Genomic DNA, 14,346 nt, shown 5'->3' with positions numbered 1-14,346 from the left:
ACATAGTGCCGATCGGGCTCGGGCGGATCGAGCGTCATCACCGCGCGGCCGATATTGCCGCCCATCTGGGCATCCCGTCCCGCGGCTTTCAGGATGTGCGCGGTCAGCGCGGTCGTCGTCGACTTGCCGTTGGTGCCGGTGATGGCGATGAAAGGCGCTGTCGGCGCGCTCAGCACCCGCTCGCGGCAGAAAAGCTCGATGTCGCCGATGATCTCGACGCCTGAGCCGCGCGCCAGTTCCACCGTCCAATGCGGCTTGGGATGCGTCAGCGGCACACCAGGCGACAGCACGAAGGCCGAGAATTTCGCCCAGTCGGCGCCGCGCAAATCAGCGGTCGCGATACCGGCAATGGCGGCCTTGGCCACACTGTCGGGATTGTCGTCCCAGGCCAGCACGTCCGCGCCGCCCTCGATCAGCGCGCGCGCCGTCGCGATCCCCGAGCCACCAAGCCCGAAGAGCGAAACGCGCTTGCCTGAAAAGGATGCGGCGGGGATCAAAGGGCTTCCTATCTCAGCTTGAGGGTCGACAGGCCGACCAGCGCCAGGATGACGGCGATGATCCAGAAGCGGATCACCACCTGGCTTTCGGTCCAGCCGAGCTTTTCGAAATGATGGTGGATCGGCGCCATCAGGAACACCCGCTTGCCGGTCATCTTGAAATAGCTGACCTGAATGATGACCGACAGGATTTCGACGACGAACAATCCGCCCACGATGACCAGCACGATCTCGTGCTTGGCGGCGACGGCGACCGTGCCGATCAGGCCGCCCATGGCCAGCGAGCCGGTGTCGCCCATGAAGATAGCCGCCGGCGGCGCGTTGAACCAGAGGAAGCCGAGGCCAGCGCCGATGACCGCACCGAGCACGACCGCGAGTTCACCGGTGCCGGGCACGAAATGGATCTGCAGATATTCGGCGAACACGGCGTTGCCGGAGAGATAGGCGATGACGCCGAAGGAGGCAGCCGCGATCATGATCGGCACGATCGCCAGGCCGTCAAGGCCGTCGGTCAGGTTCACCGCATTGCCGGCGCCGACGATGACGAAGCAGGAGAACGGAATGAAGAACCAGCCGAGATTGACGATGAATTCCTTGGCGAAGGGAAAAGTCAGCGACGACGAGAACGGCGCCTGGCCATTGTGCATGATCACCCAAGCGGCGATGCCGGCGATGACGAATTCCAGCGCCAGCCGTGCCTTGCCGGAAAAGCCGAGATGCGACTGCTTGGTGACCTTCAGATAGTCGTCGTAAAAGCCGATCGAGCCGAAGCCCAGCGTCACCAGCAGCACCACCCAGACATAGATGCTCGACAGGTTCGCCCACAAAAGCGACGAGCCGATGATGCCCGACAGGATCATCAGCCCGCCCATGGTCGGCGTGCCGGCCTTCTTGAAATGTGTCTGCGGCCCGTCGGCGCGGATCGGCTGGCCCTTGCCTTGCCGCAGCCGCAGCGAATTGATGATGGTCGGTCCAAAGATGAAGACGATCAGCGCCGACGTGATCAGCGCCCCACCGGTGCGGAAGGTGATGTAGCGGAAGACATTGAAGACCGAGACCTTGTCCGCAAAATCGACGAGCAGTGTGAACATGCGCTTTCGTCCCCCGACCTAGGTCTGTTTTCTGGTTGTCGATTCAGCCGGGAATTTGCCCAGCAGCGCATCGACCAGTTTTGCAAAACCGATGCCCTTCGACGATTTGATCATCACCACGTCACCCGGCTTGAGCGCGGCAAGCAGCACCGGCTTCAGCTCCTCGACACCGGCGCGGTATTCCGTCTTGATGTCAGCCGGCAGCGCTTCGGCCAGCGCCCGCATTTCCGGGCCGCCAAGAAAAACGGTCTGCGTGCCCGTGCCGACGATGAGATCGGCAAGGGCCGCATGCAGCTTGGTCGAATGGTCGCCGAGTTCGAGCATGTCGCCGAGCACGGCGATGCGGCGGCCCTCGCCCGTCACCGGCGTCGCGTTGAGCAACGCCATCGCAGCAGCCATCGATGCCGGATTGGCGTTGTAGCTTTCGTCGATCAGCGTGATCAGTCCACCGGGGTGGCTCGAAGTCGAACCACCGGGATGGCGCAGCACATGGCGCTTGCCGCGCCCGCGCTCGGCGGAGAGATCGGCCAGTGCTGAAGCAACCTTGTCGAGATCGGCGCCGACCAGATGCGCCGCACCCAGCACCGCCAGCACGTTCTGCACCATATGGCGACCGGGCGCGCCGATCCGCGCCGTCACTTCGTGGCCGCCGATCCTGGCGGTGATGTCGGAATGATCGGCATGCAGTTCGCATTTGGTGAGCTTGAAGGTAGAGCGCGCATTCTCGCCGAAGCCGTAGACGTGCTCGACACCGGCGGCATGGGCCATCTTGTCGAGCAGCTTGAATCGGGCATCGTCGCGGTTGAGGACGGCGGCCCCCTCGGGCTCCAACCCCTCGAAAATCTCGGCCTTGGCCTTGGCGATCTCGTCCAGATTACGGAAAAAGCCGAGATGCGCCGCCGCGATCATGGTGACGATGGCGACATGCGGCCTCACCATCTTGACCAGCGGACGGATCTCGTCGGGATGGTTCATGCCGATCTCGAACACGGCATAGTCGCAATCATCAGGCATCCGCGCCAAGGTCAGCGGCACGCCCCAGTGATTGTTGAAGGACTGCGCCGAGGCATGCACCTTGCCTACGGCTTGCAGCACATGGCGCAGCGCTTCCTTGGTGGTGGTCTTGCCGGCCGAACCGGTCACAGCGATGATTTTCGCGCTCGAGCGGGCGCGCGATGCAACTCCAAGCTTTTCCAGCGCGACCAGCACGTCCTCGACGACGATGATCGGCGCTGTCAACCGGCCGAGCGACGGCAGCTTGCCTTCGGCCACCACCAGCACGCCAGCGCCAGCCTTGATGGCGGCGGTTGCGAAGTCATGGCCGTCCATCGCCTCGCCCTTGATGGCGAAGAAGGCGTCGCCCGGCTGCAGGCTGCGGCTGTCGATCGAAATGCCTGAAATCCCCTCCGGCATCGGCCCGAGCGGCCGCCCGTCCATGGCGGCAACCAGCGCTTCGGAGGTCCACAGCAAGCTCATGCTGCGCGCTCCGTGAGTGCCGCGCGGACTTCCTCATGATCGGAGAAATGCAAGGTCTCGGAGCCGATCGTCTGGCCTTCCTCGTGGCCCTTACCGGCCACGATCAGCGTGTCGCCGGCATGCAGCATGGCGACCGCTTCGTGGATCGCCTGGCGCCGGTCGCCGATCTCGATGGCACCTGGAGCAGCGGCCAAAATAGCGGCACGGATCGTTTCCGGCACTTCGGAGCGCGGATTGTCGTCGGTGACGATGACGACATCGGCAAGCCGCGTCGCGATTTCGCCCATGATCGGCCTTTTTCCCCGGTCGCGGTCGCCGCCGCAGCCGAACACGACGATGACACGACCGGTGGTGAACGGCCGTACCGAAGCCAGCACGTTTTCCAGCGCGTCCGGCTTGTGGGCATAGTCGACATAGACCGGCGCGCCATTGCCGGTGGTGCCGACGAGGTCGAGCCGGCCCGGCGCGCCCTTCAGTTTCTCCAACGCTATCAGGGCCTTGGCGACAGGTGTTCCCGTGGAAATGGCAAGACCCGCCGAAACCAGCGCGTTCGAAATCTGGAAATCACCGGCCAGCGGCAGGTCGATCTCGTAGAGCACGCCGTCGGCCTCGACTTCGGCCCGCTGGCGGTGGCGTTCGTGCTCGACCCGCTTCAGCCTGAGGAAGTCGCCATGGCGGCCGACCGTCAGCACATTGAGCCCGGCAGCCTTTGCGGCCACGGTCGTCGGCGCCGACCATGGATCGTCGGCGAAGATCACGGCCGGCGCGCCCTTCGGCAGCAACGTGTCGAACAGGCGCAGTTTGGCGCGGTGATAATCCTCGATGGTCGGATGATAATCCATATGGTCGCGGCCGAGATTGGTGAAGCCGCCGGCGGCCAGCTTCACGCCGTCGAGGCGGCGCTGGTCGAGCCCATGGCTGGAGGCTTCCATCGAGGCGTGGGTGACGCCGGCATCGGCCAATTCCCGCAGCAATTGATGCAGGGCGACCGGATCGGGTGTCGTCAGCGAACCATAGTCGTTGCGCCCAGGCGCCACCACGCCGGTGGTGCCGATCGAAGCGGCGGCATAACCGGCTTGCTCCCAGATCTGCCTGGTGAAGGCTGCGACCGAGGTCTTGCCGCTGGTGCCGGTCACCGCGACCATGATCTCAGGCTGCTTGCCGAAATAGCGTGCCGCACTCTGCGCCAGCGCCAGGCGCGGATCGTCGACCGCCAGCACCGGAACCGGGAGCCCGGCAATGGTGCTGCCCTTGCCCGCCACGATCGCGGCCGCACCGCGCGCGGCGGCATCTGCGGCATAAACGGCACCGTCGGCCTTGGTTCCGGCGAGCGCAAAAAAGACAACGCCCGCTTTTACCTCGCGGGAATCCGAAGAAATCCCTGTAACCTCCAGATCGACGGAAGCTATTCCCTCGACGGGCAGGATACCGGCTAGATCTCTGAGCTTCATCGAGTCCCGTTCACCGTAACAAAATAGCGCGCTGTTGCCGGCGCGCCCTAAGAATCACTGATAGGAAACCAGCGTTGCACCATTTTCATGGCTGAAATCTGGCTTCACGCCAAGCATGGCAGCTGAACGCCTGATGATATTGCCGGCCATAACCCCAGCATTCGCGGCCGCGACATCCGTCATGCCGGGCTTTTCCGGGTGCGGGGCATCGGCAATGGTAAACACCAGATACTGCGGATCGTCCATCGGGAAGGCGGCGACGAAGGTGTTGAAATTCAAGTCCTTCGAGTAGCGGCCATTGATGACCTTCTCGGCGGTTCCGGTCTTGCCGCCAACGCGGTAGCCGGGGACTCTGGCGTTTCTGGCAGAGCCCTTTTCGGCATTGAGCGAATAGAGGTAGCGCATGCCTTCGACGGTCTTTTCGCTCACCACTCTCTTGGCGGTGGCCATCGCTTCCGCCTGCGTCCGCACCAGAAAGGTGGGGTTCATCAGGAAACCGCCATTCATCAACGCCGCGCAGCCCACAGCCGCTTGCAGCGGCGTCGTCGACACGCCATGGCCGAAGGCGATGGTGAATGAATTGACCTGTTTCCAGACCTTCGGTTCAGTCGGACGGGCAGTCTCCGGCAATTCGGTCTGCATCCTGTCCAGAATGCCAAGGCGATGCAGGAATTCGCGATGCCCCTCGATGCCGACCATCTCGGCTTCCCTGGCCGACCCGATGTTGGACGAGTAGAGGAACACCTCCGGCAACGACAGCACACGGTTCTTGCCGTGGAAATCGTGAATGGCCTGATGGCCGACCCGGATTGGATGCGAAGCATCGAAGCGGCTCGCCATCGTCGCTTTGCCGGAATCGAGCGCCATGGCTGAGGTGAAGCTCTTGAAGGTCGAACCCATCTCGTAGAGGCCCGCCGACATGCGATTCAGCCGGTCCTTGTCTTGTGCGTTGTAGGGATTGTTCGGATCAAAATCCGGCACCGAGGCCATGGCCACCACTTCGCCGGTCTTGACGTTGAGCACAACGGCGCCGGTGCCCATGGCACGATAGCGCTCCAGGCCGGCGGCGATCTCGTCGCGCACCACATGCTGCACGCGCAGATCGATCGAAAGCTTTACCGGCTTGAGATCCTTGGCAATGGCAAGGCCCGACGCCTGCAGGTCGCTCAGCCCCTGCTCGTCGACATATTTCTCCATGCCGGAGATGCCCTGGTTGTCGATGTTGGTGAGCCCAACAATGTAGGACGAGGTTTCGCCGCTCGGATAGAAGCGGCGCTTTTCGGTGCGGAAGCCGAAACCGGGAATGCCGAGCTGCATGATGTCGGACTGTTGCTTGGGCGTCAGCTGCCGCTGCAGCCAGACGAAACCGGCGCCGCTCTTCAGCTTATGGTAGGTCTGCTCATAGTCGATGTCCGGAAGCACCGTCGACAGCTTCTCGATCGCCTCGTCGGCGTCGACAATCCGGCGTGGTTCTGCAAACAGCGACGCCGTCTTGATGTCCGTGGCCAACACTTCGCCGTTGCGGTCGACGATGTCGGGCCGCGATGCCGTCACCCGGCTCTGCGGACCGCCCGACATATCGGGGGTCTGGAAGCCGAGATAGACCAGCCGCCCTGATATGGTCGAGAAGATGCCGAAGAACACCGCCATCGTCATGACGATGCGCGTCCTGCCCTTGCCGCCGGTCGCCTTGCGGGCGCCCTCGACCACGATCGATCCATCTTCACTCGTCCTGGCGCGACGTTTCAGCAGTTTACCGATCATTGGGCGATGCCTCCGGTCACCACGGGATCCCTGCCGTCCGACGGCGCCTTGCCGCCCGAACTATCAGCCATGCCGCCCTGGCGTCCCGACAAGATGTCCTGGATGTCAAGGGATTTGGCCGGCAGGTCGCCGACACCGCCGATCTGGCGGGCGCTGACCGGCTCGAGTTCGAGCTGCGACTTGTAGAGTTCGGCGAGCTTCTGCAGCCGCGACGGCTGGGTAAGCAGGCTCCAGTCGGCCTTGAGCAGGTCGATCGTGTCCTCCTCATAGCGTATCTGCGCATGGATCTTCTGCACGGCGGCCAATTGTTCCTCGGCCTCGCGCTTGGCCTTGTAGGTAAGGGCCGCGACCGCAACCATGACGGCGATCAGGACAATGTCGCTGGTACGAAACACTTAGCTACCTCTCCCCCGGCCGGTCGATACCGGGAAGCTTTGGAAGGCCGAAAATCGAAAAGTCGCTGCCGCGCGCCGGCGCCTGGGTGCGGACCGCCGCGCGCAGCCTGGCCGAACGGGCGCGCGGATTGGCCGCCACCTCGGCGTCGCCGGCCGTCACGCCGCCGCCCGCCTTGCGGAACGTCGCGGTGCGCGCATGCGCCTCGGGCAGGTGACGCGAGCCGGTCGCGACATCGGCCCGGTCTGCGATGAAACGCTTGACGATGCGGTCTTCCAGAGAATGGAAGGTGACCACGGCGAGCCGTCCGCCCGGCTTCAGAGCGCGTTCGGCCGCAAACAGGGCCTTGGCCAGTTCGCCAAGCTCGTCATTGACAAAAATGCGCAGCGCCTGGAAGACGCGCGTCGCCGGATGGATCTTGTCCTTCGGCGCCCGGCCGATATGCGTCTCGATGGCGTCGGCGAGTTCCAACGTGCGCTCGAACGGGCGCTTTTCGCGGCGCGCCTCGATCATGCGGGCAATGCGTCCGGCATGGCGCTCCTCGCCGAGGAAGCCGAAGATGCGGGCAAGATCGCCCGGCTTGAAGGAATTGACGACGTCGGCGGCGCTGAGGCCCTATTGCGCCATGCGCATGTCGAGCGGCCCGTCGGCGCGGAACGAAAACCCGCGCTCCGCCTGGTCGAGCTGCATCGAGGACACGCCGATGTCGAGCACGATCCCGTCGGCGCTCTCGACATGTTCGTCCAGCGTCGAGAACGGCGCCTGCACCAGCCGCAGCCGACCACCCGACTGCACTTCAAGATCGCGCCCGGCCGCAATGGCATCCGGATCGCGGTCGATCGCCACCACGGAGGCGCCTGTCGCCAGAATGGCCCTGGTGTAGCCGCCGGCGCCGAACGTGCCATCAATGATGAGGTCGCCCTGCGCCGGCGCCAGTGCTTCGAGCACTTCGGCAAGGAGGACCGGAATGTGGCGGGCCGATCCGCCAACGGCGTGCCCATCTACGGCGCGAGGAAGGTCATCGCCGTGGCCTGCCGTCATTCCGGTCGCTCCCCAGGCTTCGTCCCCTGCCGAAGCTGCAAAAGCCGTGCCCGCGCCTGCGCCCCATAGGCGGCAAGCCGTCCCGGCTCCCAGATCTGAAAGAAATTGCCGCGCCCGACAAAGGCCACTTCCGCCGAGATGCCGGTGTGTTCGCGAAGGAAATCGCTCATCGTGATGCGGCCGTCCTGGTCGAGTTTCAAGAAGGTTCCGTCGCCATGGCAGAAGAACGACATATCGTCCGCCGTCTGCAGGAAGGGATCCTCGAGCGCTATGCGCTGCTCGTAGCGGTCGAGCAGGTCGAGCCCGCCGACATCCATCGCCGGCAGGTCCAGGCAGCGCAGCGCATAGAGTTCCGAATAGCCGCGCTTCTGCACGACGGCACGGAAATGCCCGGGAACGGACACCCGCCCCTTCGCATCGATCCTGCTCACCGTGTTTGACAGAAACCGGTCCATTAAACGCTACAGCCGCTTGCGCCGCCGCACCCCTCTGCATCTTGTCGCACGCGCCGCCGCAGCGCGTTCCCTGCCCCGTATCAGCCTCGTCCGCACAGGCAAAAACCAGCAAACGCGCAGCCGCCGCGGCTGCCCGATTGGCGTACGCTTTACCCTGACACGGAACGAAGGCTTTGATGTCTGGATGGGATATCATGGGGCACTATGGGCGTCAACGGGAATAGGCTTCACAAACACGCGCGCCCCGACCAAAGAGAGCAGCCGTGACGACACGTCTCGTCTTTATGGTCTATTAAGCCTAACGAAGCGTTATCGTTAAAGGGTTGATTTTGTTGAGAGCCGTTACCGCATGAATTGCATGGATGTTGGAAACGAAGGGCTCATTCGAGACCTCCAATTCGGCAGGATCATTCGCGAGCTTGCGCGGCTTGACCTTGAAATGCACACGCCGATGAGAGGTGAAACATGGATTTGCAAGCGGCGACCAAAACGCGCAAGATTCACCCCATCTGGGGAGGAAATACCATGAACCACAAGCTGATCAATGCGGCCGCCATTTGCGTCATCATTTCGACCGCCTACCTGGCAGCAAAAGAGATTTGGATGTTTTCCGAGGCCAGACAGGTACGGGCGCAGATCCAAGACGAGGAGACAAAAGCCGCCATTAAGGACGTCCTTGGCGCCAATTAACCGCCATCTTGCTCATGCAAATTATTTAGCATAATCTAATAAAACGAGGAAATATCTGCGGCCTGGGCAAGGGGGAAGCTGCAATGTTTCGTTTTCTGCGTGAATTCTTGGATGACCAACGCGGCGTCGCGATGATCCTCGTGGCTATCATGCTGCCTGCGCTCATCGGCCTTGCCCTTCTGGCGATCGACATGAGCCGGGCAAACTCGCTCCACCAGGAACTACAGAAGGGTGTCGATGCGCTCGCGCTTGCGACCGCTGCGGAACTGGATGGCAGAGCGGATTCAATCGACCGAGCTAACCGGGCGAAAGCCACGCTCCTCAGCAACACGACCAAGTTTTCGAAGCTGGGCAGTAACCACAAGCTTGCGCTTGCGGACGTGACCGTGACCTACCTGTCCGGATACCCGCAAGCGACAACATCGCTTTGGGCGCTGACGGCGTCGATGCCAACGGCGTTAACTGGGCGGCACCCGACTCCAAATCAGCTGTATTCGCCGAGGTAACGGTGAACCCGTCCGGCTTGGCGGATGGTGCGGGGGCCTTCGAAGCGATCTTTCCAGCAAGCAGCAACAACACCTTCGACATCAGACCGCAGGCTGTGGCGGGATTCTTGACAGCCGTCTGTGATTTCACCCCGATTTTCATCTGCAACCCATATGAAGGTGACCCGGACCACACCCTTCAAGAGGCCGCGGCTGATCCGAACCTGCGCCGCCGGCAGATCGAAGTCCGCAAGGTCGGCAACGGCGCTGCGGCCGGCCCCGGCAATTTCGGTTTCCTTGAGCCTCCACAAGGGGTTGGAAACGGCGCTCAGGCTCTCGCCGAGACCATAGCTACATCTAAGCCGAAGGGTTGCTATGGGCGAAAGGGTGTCGATACCAAGACGGGTCAAAACGCGGGTCCTGTCCAAGATGCTTTCAACGTCCGGTTCGGCATCAGAGCCACAGGCGGCGGCTTCAACAACCCCGACTACGGCCCCGCAGCCAATGTCAGGAAGGGCGCCAAGAAGACTTCCGGCGGCGCCGGCCAGTGCCCCACCATGAACCAGCTAACGTTCGGCATGGCTGGCAATATGGGGCTACCGAGAGACCAATCCACCCCATACATGGGCGGCCGCATGGGCGACGGAAACTGGCCACTGGACACTTATTGGAGCACCAATTTCGGGGGAATCCCACAACCCACAGGATGGGCCGGCACCAAGCCGACGCGCTACGAGGTCTACAAATACGAACAGTCGGCTGGATTGGTCGGCCATCCGTCCACGGGCAATGAGATTGGATCTCCCCCTAACAGTTGCCAAGCGGTAATCACTTCGATCGACCGTCGTTTGCTCTATGGCGCAATTCTCAACTGCAACGCGCTTGAGGCCGAAGGAAATGATTTATCCGGTCACAGCACTGGCGTTCCGGTCGAAGCCTTCGGCAGTTTCTTTCTGACGGAACCGGTCCAGTCGGCTGCATCCGATGCCTCGGTCATGATGGAATTGGTCGACATCTCCACCGGCGGCCAAGGCACGCTGGACAAGTTCGTTCGCAACGAGGTGCAACTCTATCGTTGAGGGCGAGGTCGGCGCTTCCAGCATTTCGCCTTCACCCAGTTCGAGCTCGGGCCGCCGTGGTATCGGCTATCGATACGCTTCGACACCACTCCCTCTAAGCCAGCCTGTTCGACGAGATAGAAGATGGACTTGGCGTCGCCGGGCAGCGCCTCGCTGAATTGGATGCGGCTGTTCGGCTTGATGATGCTGAACAGCATCTCCCGGCGCGCCTTGCAGCCGATATCGCGCAGGTCGTGGCCGTTCAGGTGCATGATGTCGAAGGCGCCCAAGACCGCGGCATAGGGGTCTTTGCGGACCATGCGCTGCATCGCATTGAAATCCGGCAATCCGGCGGCATTCACGATCACCGCCTCGCCGTCGATAATCGCGTTTTCGACCTCGAGCCCGCGCGCCGCCTCGACGATGCCTGCGAAGTTAGGTGACCAGTCAGCACCGCTCTTGGTGAAGACCTGAATATCGTTCGGCCCATTGATGACGACCTGGGCGCGGTAGCCGTCAAGCTTGACCTCGTGGATCCAGCCATCTCCCAAGGGCGGCATGGCGGCCAACTTCGGGGTCATGGGAGGAATGAACGCCAGCCGCTCGGCCATGCAAACTCCGCGTGATGCAACGCGATTCAATAGCGCAGAGGTGTTTCGGTTCCATAAACGCAAAAAGGGCCCGCCCCGGCGAACCGGAGCGGGCGTATACGCGATTGCGGATGATTTAGTTTTATACGCTTTCGCGTGTGGCGCTATAGGTGCACCACCTCGAGCCCAATAGCTTCTGCCAGTGCCAACTCGGCCTTGGCTCCGCGCGAATTCTGCCAGCCGGGCAGAAGAGCGATCGCTTCAGCATGCCGGCATATCCAGTCACAGTCGTCGGCGAGCGCAATGCGGGTCGAGAAACCGTGCTCCGCGGCGGCGAGAATCTCACAGCCGGCAGCATTACCGATTGAGATGTCTTTGCCCTCTCGAACGGTGTCGCGCTCGGCTGGCGAAAAGACCTCATGACCTTCGGCGCGAAGTTTGGCGGCCGCAGCATGGAAGGCGGGATAATTAAAAAGCGGAATACCCCGCATAGGCCCCGCCAAATATGTCCTCATGACGCGAGCCTCCGCATAAGGTCGACAACCGCAAGGCGAAGGTTGCCGAGTCCGCCGTCGTTCAGCAGTTTTACATCCTCGACGATGCCCGCTTGGAACACATCGCTCTCGCAGCCGACTGGGCCGACATGCCCGGGGCGCTCGACGCGAACAATGACTCCGCCGGCGGCTTTCCAATGCGCCGCTTCGTACACCAGGCTCTCGGCGATCAGTTTGGCGCCAGGGTTGCTTCGTTGATGCCGCGCAACCTCCGCGCCAAGGGTCCATTCTGGGCCTAGCGTCACCCCGAAGAATTTGCCTAGTTTCTCCATAAAGTAACGCGGCGAAACCCGCCCCGGCAGGAGATCGGATGGCATATCCTTAAGGCTGCCGTAGACCATCTCGTTTGCTTCGGTCGACGTGGCGCCGAGATGCATGAAGTAGGCCAGCGTGGCGGCCTTCCCGCCGTCGAACGCATGGATGCGGCGAAAGCCGAAGCTTTCAACCAGCATGTTGGCAACGGTGCTCTTGCCGACGTTGCGGGAGCCGGTGAGGCCGATCATGAGGCTCATGCGCGTTCACCGATCGCCGGGATCCTGAAACGGGGCTTGCCACCATCGACAGGCGGCTCCTTGGGCTCATAGAGCGACCCCTCCTCCGGAACGCCAGGCACGATTCTGCGTATCTGGGTCACGCCACGCCTTGGGTGCACAGTCAGGAACGTCTGCGAGCAAGGCCGGGGCTTGAAGCGAAAATCGCGGGCATACTCAGACGGGCCCGGCAGTGAGCCATTGCAGATGCCCTCCTCGAGCTCGAGCGCCACATGGAAGTGGCCGCACATGATGAAGTCGAGCGTGATGCCACGGCCGGCATAGTCCATGACCAGCTTCTTGAAGCCGCGAGCGATGGTGGCGGCCGCTCCCACAAAGCCGGCGCCGCCGCGGGAGCCGATGCGATCGCCATGAGTGATCAGGAACCGGTAGCCATAGATCCAGATCAGTGCGTCACCAGAGATCGGCTTGAACATCCGGAACCAGTCCGGATACTTGCCGCCTTCCTTGAAATGCAATTCGACCAAGTCGGCGACGAGCGTGTCATAGGAGTGCTCGGCATAGAGTTTCGATTCCGGCTTTCTTGTCGTCCGCCCATGGTTGCCCGGGATCGAGATGATGTCGATCGGGCAGTCGATGTGCTGGCGGATGTGCTCGATGCCGGAAACGATGTGCGCAGCGCAGTCCTTGAGAGCAGGGATGGAAAGCAGCGCATTTGACTTGGCGAGCTCGTCATGGATTTCGCCGCTGATCATATCGCCACCCAGCACCAGAATGATCCGCTCCGGCGGATCCTGATCGGCCGGCCAGTGCCGGGTCATCAGTTCGACCGCAGTCACGAAGACTCTCTCAAGGCGACTCCTGGCGATGTCGGCGTCGTATGAATTCAGGCCGTCCATATTGCCTAGATTGATGGTCTCTCCCCATTGAAGATCTGAAAGGAACAGGATCGCCGTCTCGCGCGATCGTGAAGACTTACCATGGCGCTGGAAGGTGACCGGCTCGAGTGGATCAGTCAGACCAAGAACCGATGAGCGGAAATCCTCGGCACCAGATACGCGCCCAAGGAGATCCTTGTTCTCGGTCTCTAGGCGCTTCACTTGGTTACGAAGGCGGTGCTCAATCAGCTTGTCATCCACAGTCGCCTGCGGTCGATCGGCCCTCGCTGGCTCTGGATTTGCGGGGGTCTGATAGATCGACCAATCAGGCGCAAAGTTCTTCTGCTTGGTTGCCTTGAGACCTTCCTCGGCGATCACCCAGCTATTGACTGTGCCGCGACTGACGCCGAGGCTTTTTGCTGCCTCTGTCACGCACCCTTTCTTCCCCGACACCCCCATCGGTGGAAACCCGTCCCTCAACGCCTGCTCGACTGCAGTTTTGCGGCGCAAGCGTTCTTCGTCAGACAGCGCTGGTGTGCCCATGCTGATCCTCCTGCTCTGTTTCTAGACTCAGTAGTCCTCGTCGGAATCGTGTCGCGGCCATACCCTCCGAACGACTGCGTCCGTTGCGATGTCAGAGATCCACATCGCCATCGCTCCAATCAGGAACGCGATGGCGTAGTTTGCCGTCTGATCAGGCTCGGCCGGCAATGGCGGCCAGTCCCAGACGCGAACGATGTGTACTGCTGGTGCAGTCAAATAGGCGGCCGCCAGACAGCCGCAAATCGGGGAGACAACCATCTCCCGGAACTTGAATTTCTTGCGCGACAAAGCGCGGAGAAGGCCGCCGGCGGTTCCGGCCGCAAGGACCGCTGGGTCAATACCCAGTGAGACGAAAACGTCGTGGAGTGTCATGATGGCCCCCTATGGCGTTCAGGATTTCTTCTTCGGCTCACGAGCGAGTTTGTTGCGATCGTACCAGGCAGCGCACCATGCAATCTGACCGTTTGCCCCACCGAGCGCGTTGTCAGTTTTCTTTGTCGCCGTATCGAAGCGATCCTGAAGAAGCACACCGCTACGCCACTGGCGCCGGCACAGCGCCGGGTAGTCAGGCATCCGTCTGGCTTCCTGCACGACGCTCTCGGCCGCGGCTACAGCCTCCTTGGCGACGTTCGCCTTGGCCTTGTCGCTGTAGGCTTGGCCGAGAAGCCACTTATTTGTTGCGCAGCCCGTCAAGGAACTGCTGATCAACGCGACAGTCAGCAGGAGGAGGACTGCTTTCAATTTTTGCGAGTTCATCGGCCATTTCCTTTTTCTCGGCATCGGTGAGCGTCAGTTGTGTCTCAAGTTCGATGCGCGCCGAGCGCTCTTCATCGGCAATCTTGCGCTGCTCTTCCGCCTTGCCGTCACTCCAAACCCGCAGTCGGCGCTC

16 protein-coding genes and 2 pseudogenes are annotated in these 14,346 nt (G+C 62.0%); 3 read left to right on the top strand and 15 right to left on the bottom strand.

Annotation, left to right across the window (positions count from 1 at the left end):
* The 8 genes and pseudogenes from EN879_RS07120 to mraZ all read right to left on the bottom strand — a co-directional run.
* Positions 1–497, bottom strand: a pseudogene (locus tag EN879_RS07120) (Mur ligase family protein); the annotation flags it as partial.
* An 8-nt stretch (positions 498–505) separates the two neighbouring features.
* Positions 506–1,588 carry a phospho-N-acetylmuramoyl-pentapeptide-transferase gene (mraY, locus tag EN879_RS07115; RefSeq protein ID WP_127273993.1) on the bottom strand — a complete coding sequence of 361 codons (1,083 nt, stop codon included), beginning with the start codon at positions 1,586–1,588 and terminating at the stop codon, positions 506–508.
* Between the two features lie 18 nt (positions 1,589–1,606).
* Positions 1,607–3,064, bottom strand: coding sequence for a UDP-N-acetylmuramoylalanyl-D-glutamyl-2,6-diaminopimelate--D-alanyl-D-alanine ligase (locus tag EN879_RS07110; protein ID WP_063168312.1), 1,458 nt, complete (start codon positions 3,062–3,064; stop codon positions 1,607–1,609).
* Entirely contained in the window at positions 3,061–4,515 is a 1,455-nt protein-coding gene (locus EN879_RS07105; RefSeq protein ID WP_063168313.1) for a UDP-N-acetylmuramoyl-L-alanyl-D-glutamate--2,6-diaminopimelate ligase, read from the bottom strand. Before EN879_RS07105 ends, EN879_RS07110 begins: the two co-directional genes overlap by 4 nt.
* Before the next feature lie 54 nt (positions 4,516–4,569).
* Positions 4,570–6,279: a penicillin-binding protein 2 gene (locus EN879_RS07100; RefSeq protein ID WP_013530951.1), complete on the bottom strand. Its 1,710-nt coding sequence runs from the start codon at positions 6,277–6,279 to the stop codon at positions 4,570–4,572.
* A complete protein-coding gene (locus EN879_RS07095; protein ID WP_013530950.1) occupies positions 6,276–6,674 on the bottom strand; it encodes a hypothetical protein in 399 nt (132 codons plus the stop codon). Before EN879_RS07095 ends, EN879_RS07100 begins: the two co-directional genes overlap by 4 nt.
* 4 nt (positions 6,675–6,678) lie before the next feature.
* Positions 6,679–7,713, bottom strand: a pseudogene (rsmH, locus tag EN879_RS07090) (16S rRNA (cytosine(1402)-N(4))-methyltransferase RsmH).
* On the bottom strand, positions 7,710–8,168 hold the full coding sequence (gene mraZ / locus EN879_RS07085) for a division/cell wall cluster transcriptional repressor MraZ (protein ID WP_063168314.1): 459 nt from the start codon (positions 8,166–8,168) through the stop codon (positions 7,710–7,712). The pseudogene rsmH and the gene mraZ overlap by 4 nt, the downstream one beginning before the upstream one ends.
* Before the next feature lie 465 nt (positions 8,169–8,633).
* On the opposite strand from mraZ, the gene EN879_RS07080 reads away from it, so the two are divergent.
* From EN879_RS07080 to EN879_RS07075, 3 genes are all read left to right on the top strand, one after another.
* Positions 8,634–8,858 (top strand): hypothetical protein, encoded by a 225-nt coding sequence (locus tag EN879_RS07080; protein WP_063168315.1) that lies wholly within the window; start codon positions 8,634–8,636, stop codon positions 8,856–8,858.
* A gap of 83 nt (positions 8,859–8,941) precedes the next feature.
* On the top strand, positions 8,942–9,364 hold the full coding sequence (locus EN879_RS39775; RefSeq protein ID WP_245493803.1) for a pilus assembly protein TadG-related protein: 423 nt from the start codon (positions 8,942–8,944) through the stop codon (positions 9,362–9,364).
* A 2-nt stretch (positions 9,365–9,366) separates the two neighbouring features.
* Positions 9,367–10,422 carry a hypothetical protein gene (locus EN879_RS07075; protein WP_245493802.1) on the top strand — a complete coding sequence of 352 codons (1,056 nt, stop codon included), beginning with the start codon at positions 9,367–9,369 and terminating at the stop codon, positions 10,420–10,422.
* Here EN879_RS07075 and EN879_RS07070 read toward each other — a convergent pair.
* From EN879_RS07070 to EN879_RS38890, 7 genes are all read right to left on the bottom strand, one after another.
* Positions 10,413–11,012 carry an RNA ligase family protein gene (locus EN879_RS07070; protein ID WP_063168317.1) on the bottom strand — a complete coding sequence of 200 codons (600 nt, stop codon included), beginning with the start codon at positions 11,010–11,012 and terminating at the stop codon, positions 10,413–10,415. The two genes, EN879_RS07075 and EN879_RS07070, sit on opposite strands and share 10 nt — an antisense overlap.
* Before the next feature lie 143 nt (positions 11,013–11,155).
* Positions 11,156–11,482 (bottom strand): DUF4406 domain-containing protein, encoded by a 327-nt coding sequence (locus tag EN879_RS07065; RefSeq protein WP_199489653.1) that lies wholly within the window; start codon positions 11,480–11,482, stop codon positions 11,156–11,158.
* A gap of 20 nt (positions 11,483–11,502) precedes the next feature.
* Positions 11,503–12,057 carry a hypothetical protein gene (locus EN879_RS07060; RefSeq protein WP_063168319.1) on the bottom strand — a complete coding sequence of 185 codons (555 nt, stop codon included), beginning with the start codon at positions 12,055–12,057 and terminating at the stop codon, positions 11,503–11,505.
* Positions 12,054–13,457, bottom strand: coding sequence for a hypothetical protein (locus EN879_RS07055; RefSeq protein WP_127224655.1), 1,404 nt, complete (start codon positions 13,455–13,457; stop codon positions 12,054–12,056). Before EN879_RS07055 ends, EN879_RS07060 begins: the two co-directional genes overlap by 4 nt.
* 27 nt (positions 13,458–13,484) lie before the next feature.
* A complete protein-coding gene (locus tag EN879_RS07050) occupies positions 13,485–13,829 on the bottom strand; it encodes a hypothetical protein (protein WP_063168321.1) in 345 nt (114 codons plus the stop codon).
* An 18-nt stretch (positions 13,830–13,847) separates the two neighbouring features.
* The gene (locus tag EN879_RS07045; RefSeq protein WP_127273992.1) at positions 13,848–14,213 is read right to left on the bottom strand and encodes a hypothetical protein; all 366 of its coding nucleotides are present in this window, start codon (positions 14,211–14,213) and stop codon (positions 13,848–13,850) included.
* The coding region (locus EN879_RS38890) for a hypothetical protein (RefSeq protein ID WP_164774332.1) at positions 14,128–14,346 on the bottom strand (219 nt) is incomplete at its 5' end. The genes EN879_RS38890 and EN879_RS07045, both read right to left, overlap by 86 nt.

This window comes from Mesorhizobium sp. M7A.F.Ca.AU.002.02.1.1, assembly GCF_003998535.1.
Lineage (GTDB): Bacteria > Pseudomonadota > Alphaproteobacteria > Rhizobiales > Rhizobiaceae > Mesorhizobium > Mesorhizobium ciceri.
Note: the sequence above shows the minus strand (reverse complement) of the source record. Positions and strands in the feature narration are given on the sequence as shown.

Excerpts from the sequence above, each read along its gene's own strand:
- mraY (WP_127273993.1), bottom strand. The coding sequence starts at position 1,588 with ATGTTCACACTGCTCGTCGATTTTGCGGACAAGGTCTCGGTCTTCAAT.
- EN879_RS07110 (WP_063168312.1), bottom strand. The coding sequence starts at position 3,064 with ATGAGCTTGCTGTGGACCTCCGAAGCGCTGGTTGCCGCCATGGACGGG.
- EN879_RS07105 (WP_063168313.1), bottom strand. The coding sequence starts at position 4,515 with ATGAAGCTCAGAGATCTAGCCGGTATCCTGCCCGTCGAGGGAATAGCT.
- EN879_RS07100 (WP_013530951.1), bottom strand. The coding sequence starts at position 6,279 with ATGATCGGTAAACTGCTGAAACGTCGCGCCAGGACGAGTGAAGATGGA.
- mraZ (WP_063168314.1), bottom strand. The coding sequence starts at position 8,168 with ATGGACCGGTTTCTGTCAAACACGGTGAGCAGGATCGATGCGAAGGGG.
- EN879_RS07080 (WP_063168315.1), top strand. The coding sequence starts at position 8,634 with ATGGATTTGCAAGCGGCGACCAAAACGCGCAAGATTCACCCCATCTGG.
- EN879_RS39775 (WP_245493803.1), top strand. The coding sequence starts at position 8,942 with ATGTTTCGTTTTCTGCGTGAATTCTTGGATGACCAACGCGGCGTCGCG.
- EN879_RS07070 (WP_063168317.1), bottom strand. The coding sequence starts at position 11,012 with ATGGCCGAGCGGCTGGCGTTCATTCCTCCCATGACCCCGAAGTTGGCC.
- EN879_RS07065 (WP_199489653.1), bottom strand. The coding sequence starts at position 11,482 with ATGCGGGGTATTCCGCTTTTTAATTATCCCGCCTTCCATGCTGCGGCC.
- EN879_RS07060 (WP_063168319.1), bottom strand. The coding sequence starts at position 12,057 with ATGAGCCTCATGATCGGCCTCACCGGCTCCCGCAACGTCGGCAAGAGC.
- EN879_RS07055 (WP_127224655.1), bottom strand. The coding sequence starts at position 13,457 with ATGGGCACACCAGCGCTGTCTGACGAAGAACGCTTGCGCCGCAAAACT.
- EN879_RS07050 (WP_063168321.1), bottom strand. The coding sequence starts at position 13,829 with ATGACACTCCACGACGTTTTCGTCTCACTGGGTATTGACCCAGCGGTC.
- EN879_RS07045 (WP_127273992.1), bottom strand. The coding sequence starts at position 14,213 with ATGAACTCGCAAAAATTGAAAGCAGTCCTCCTCCTGCTGACTGTCGCG.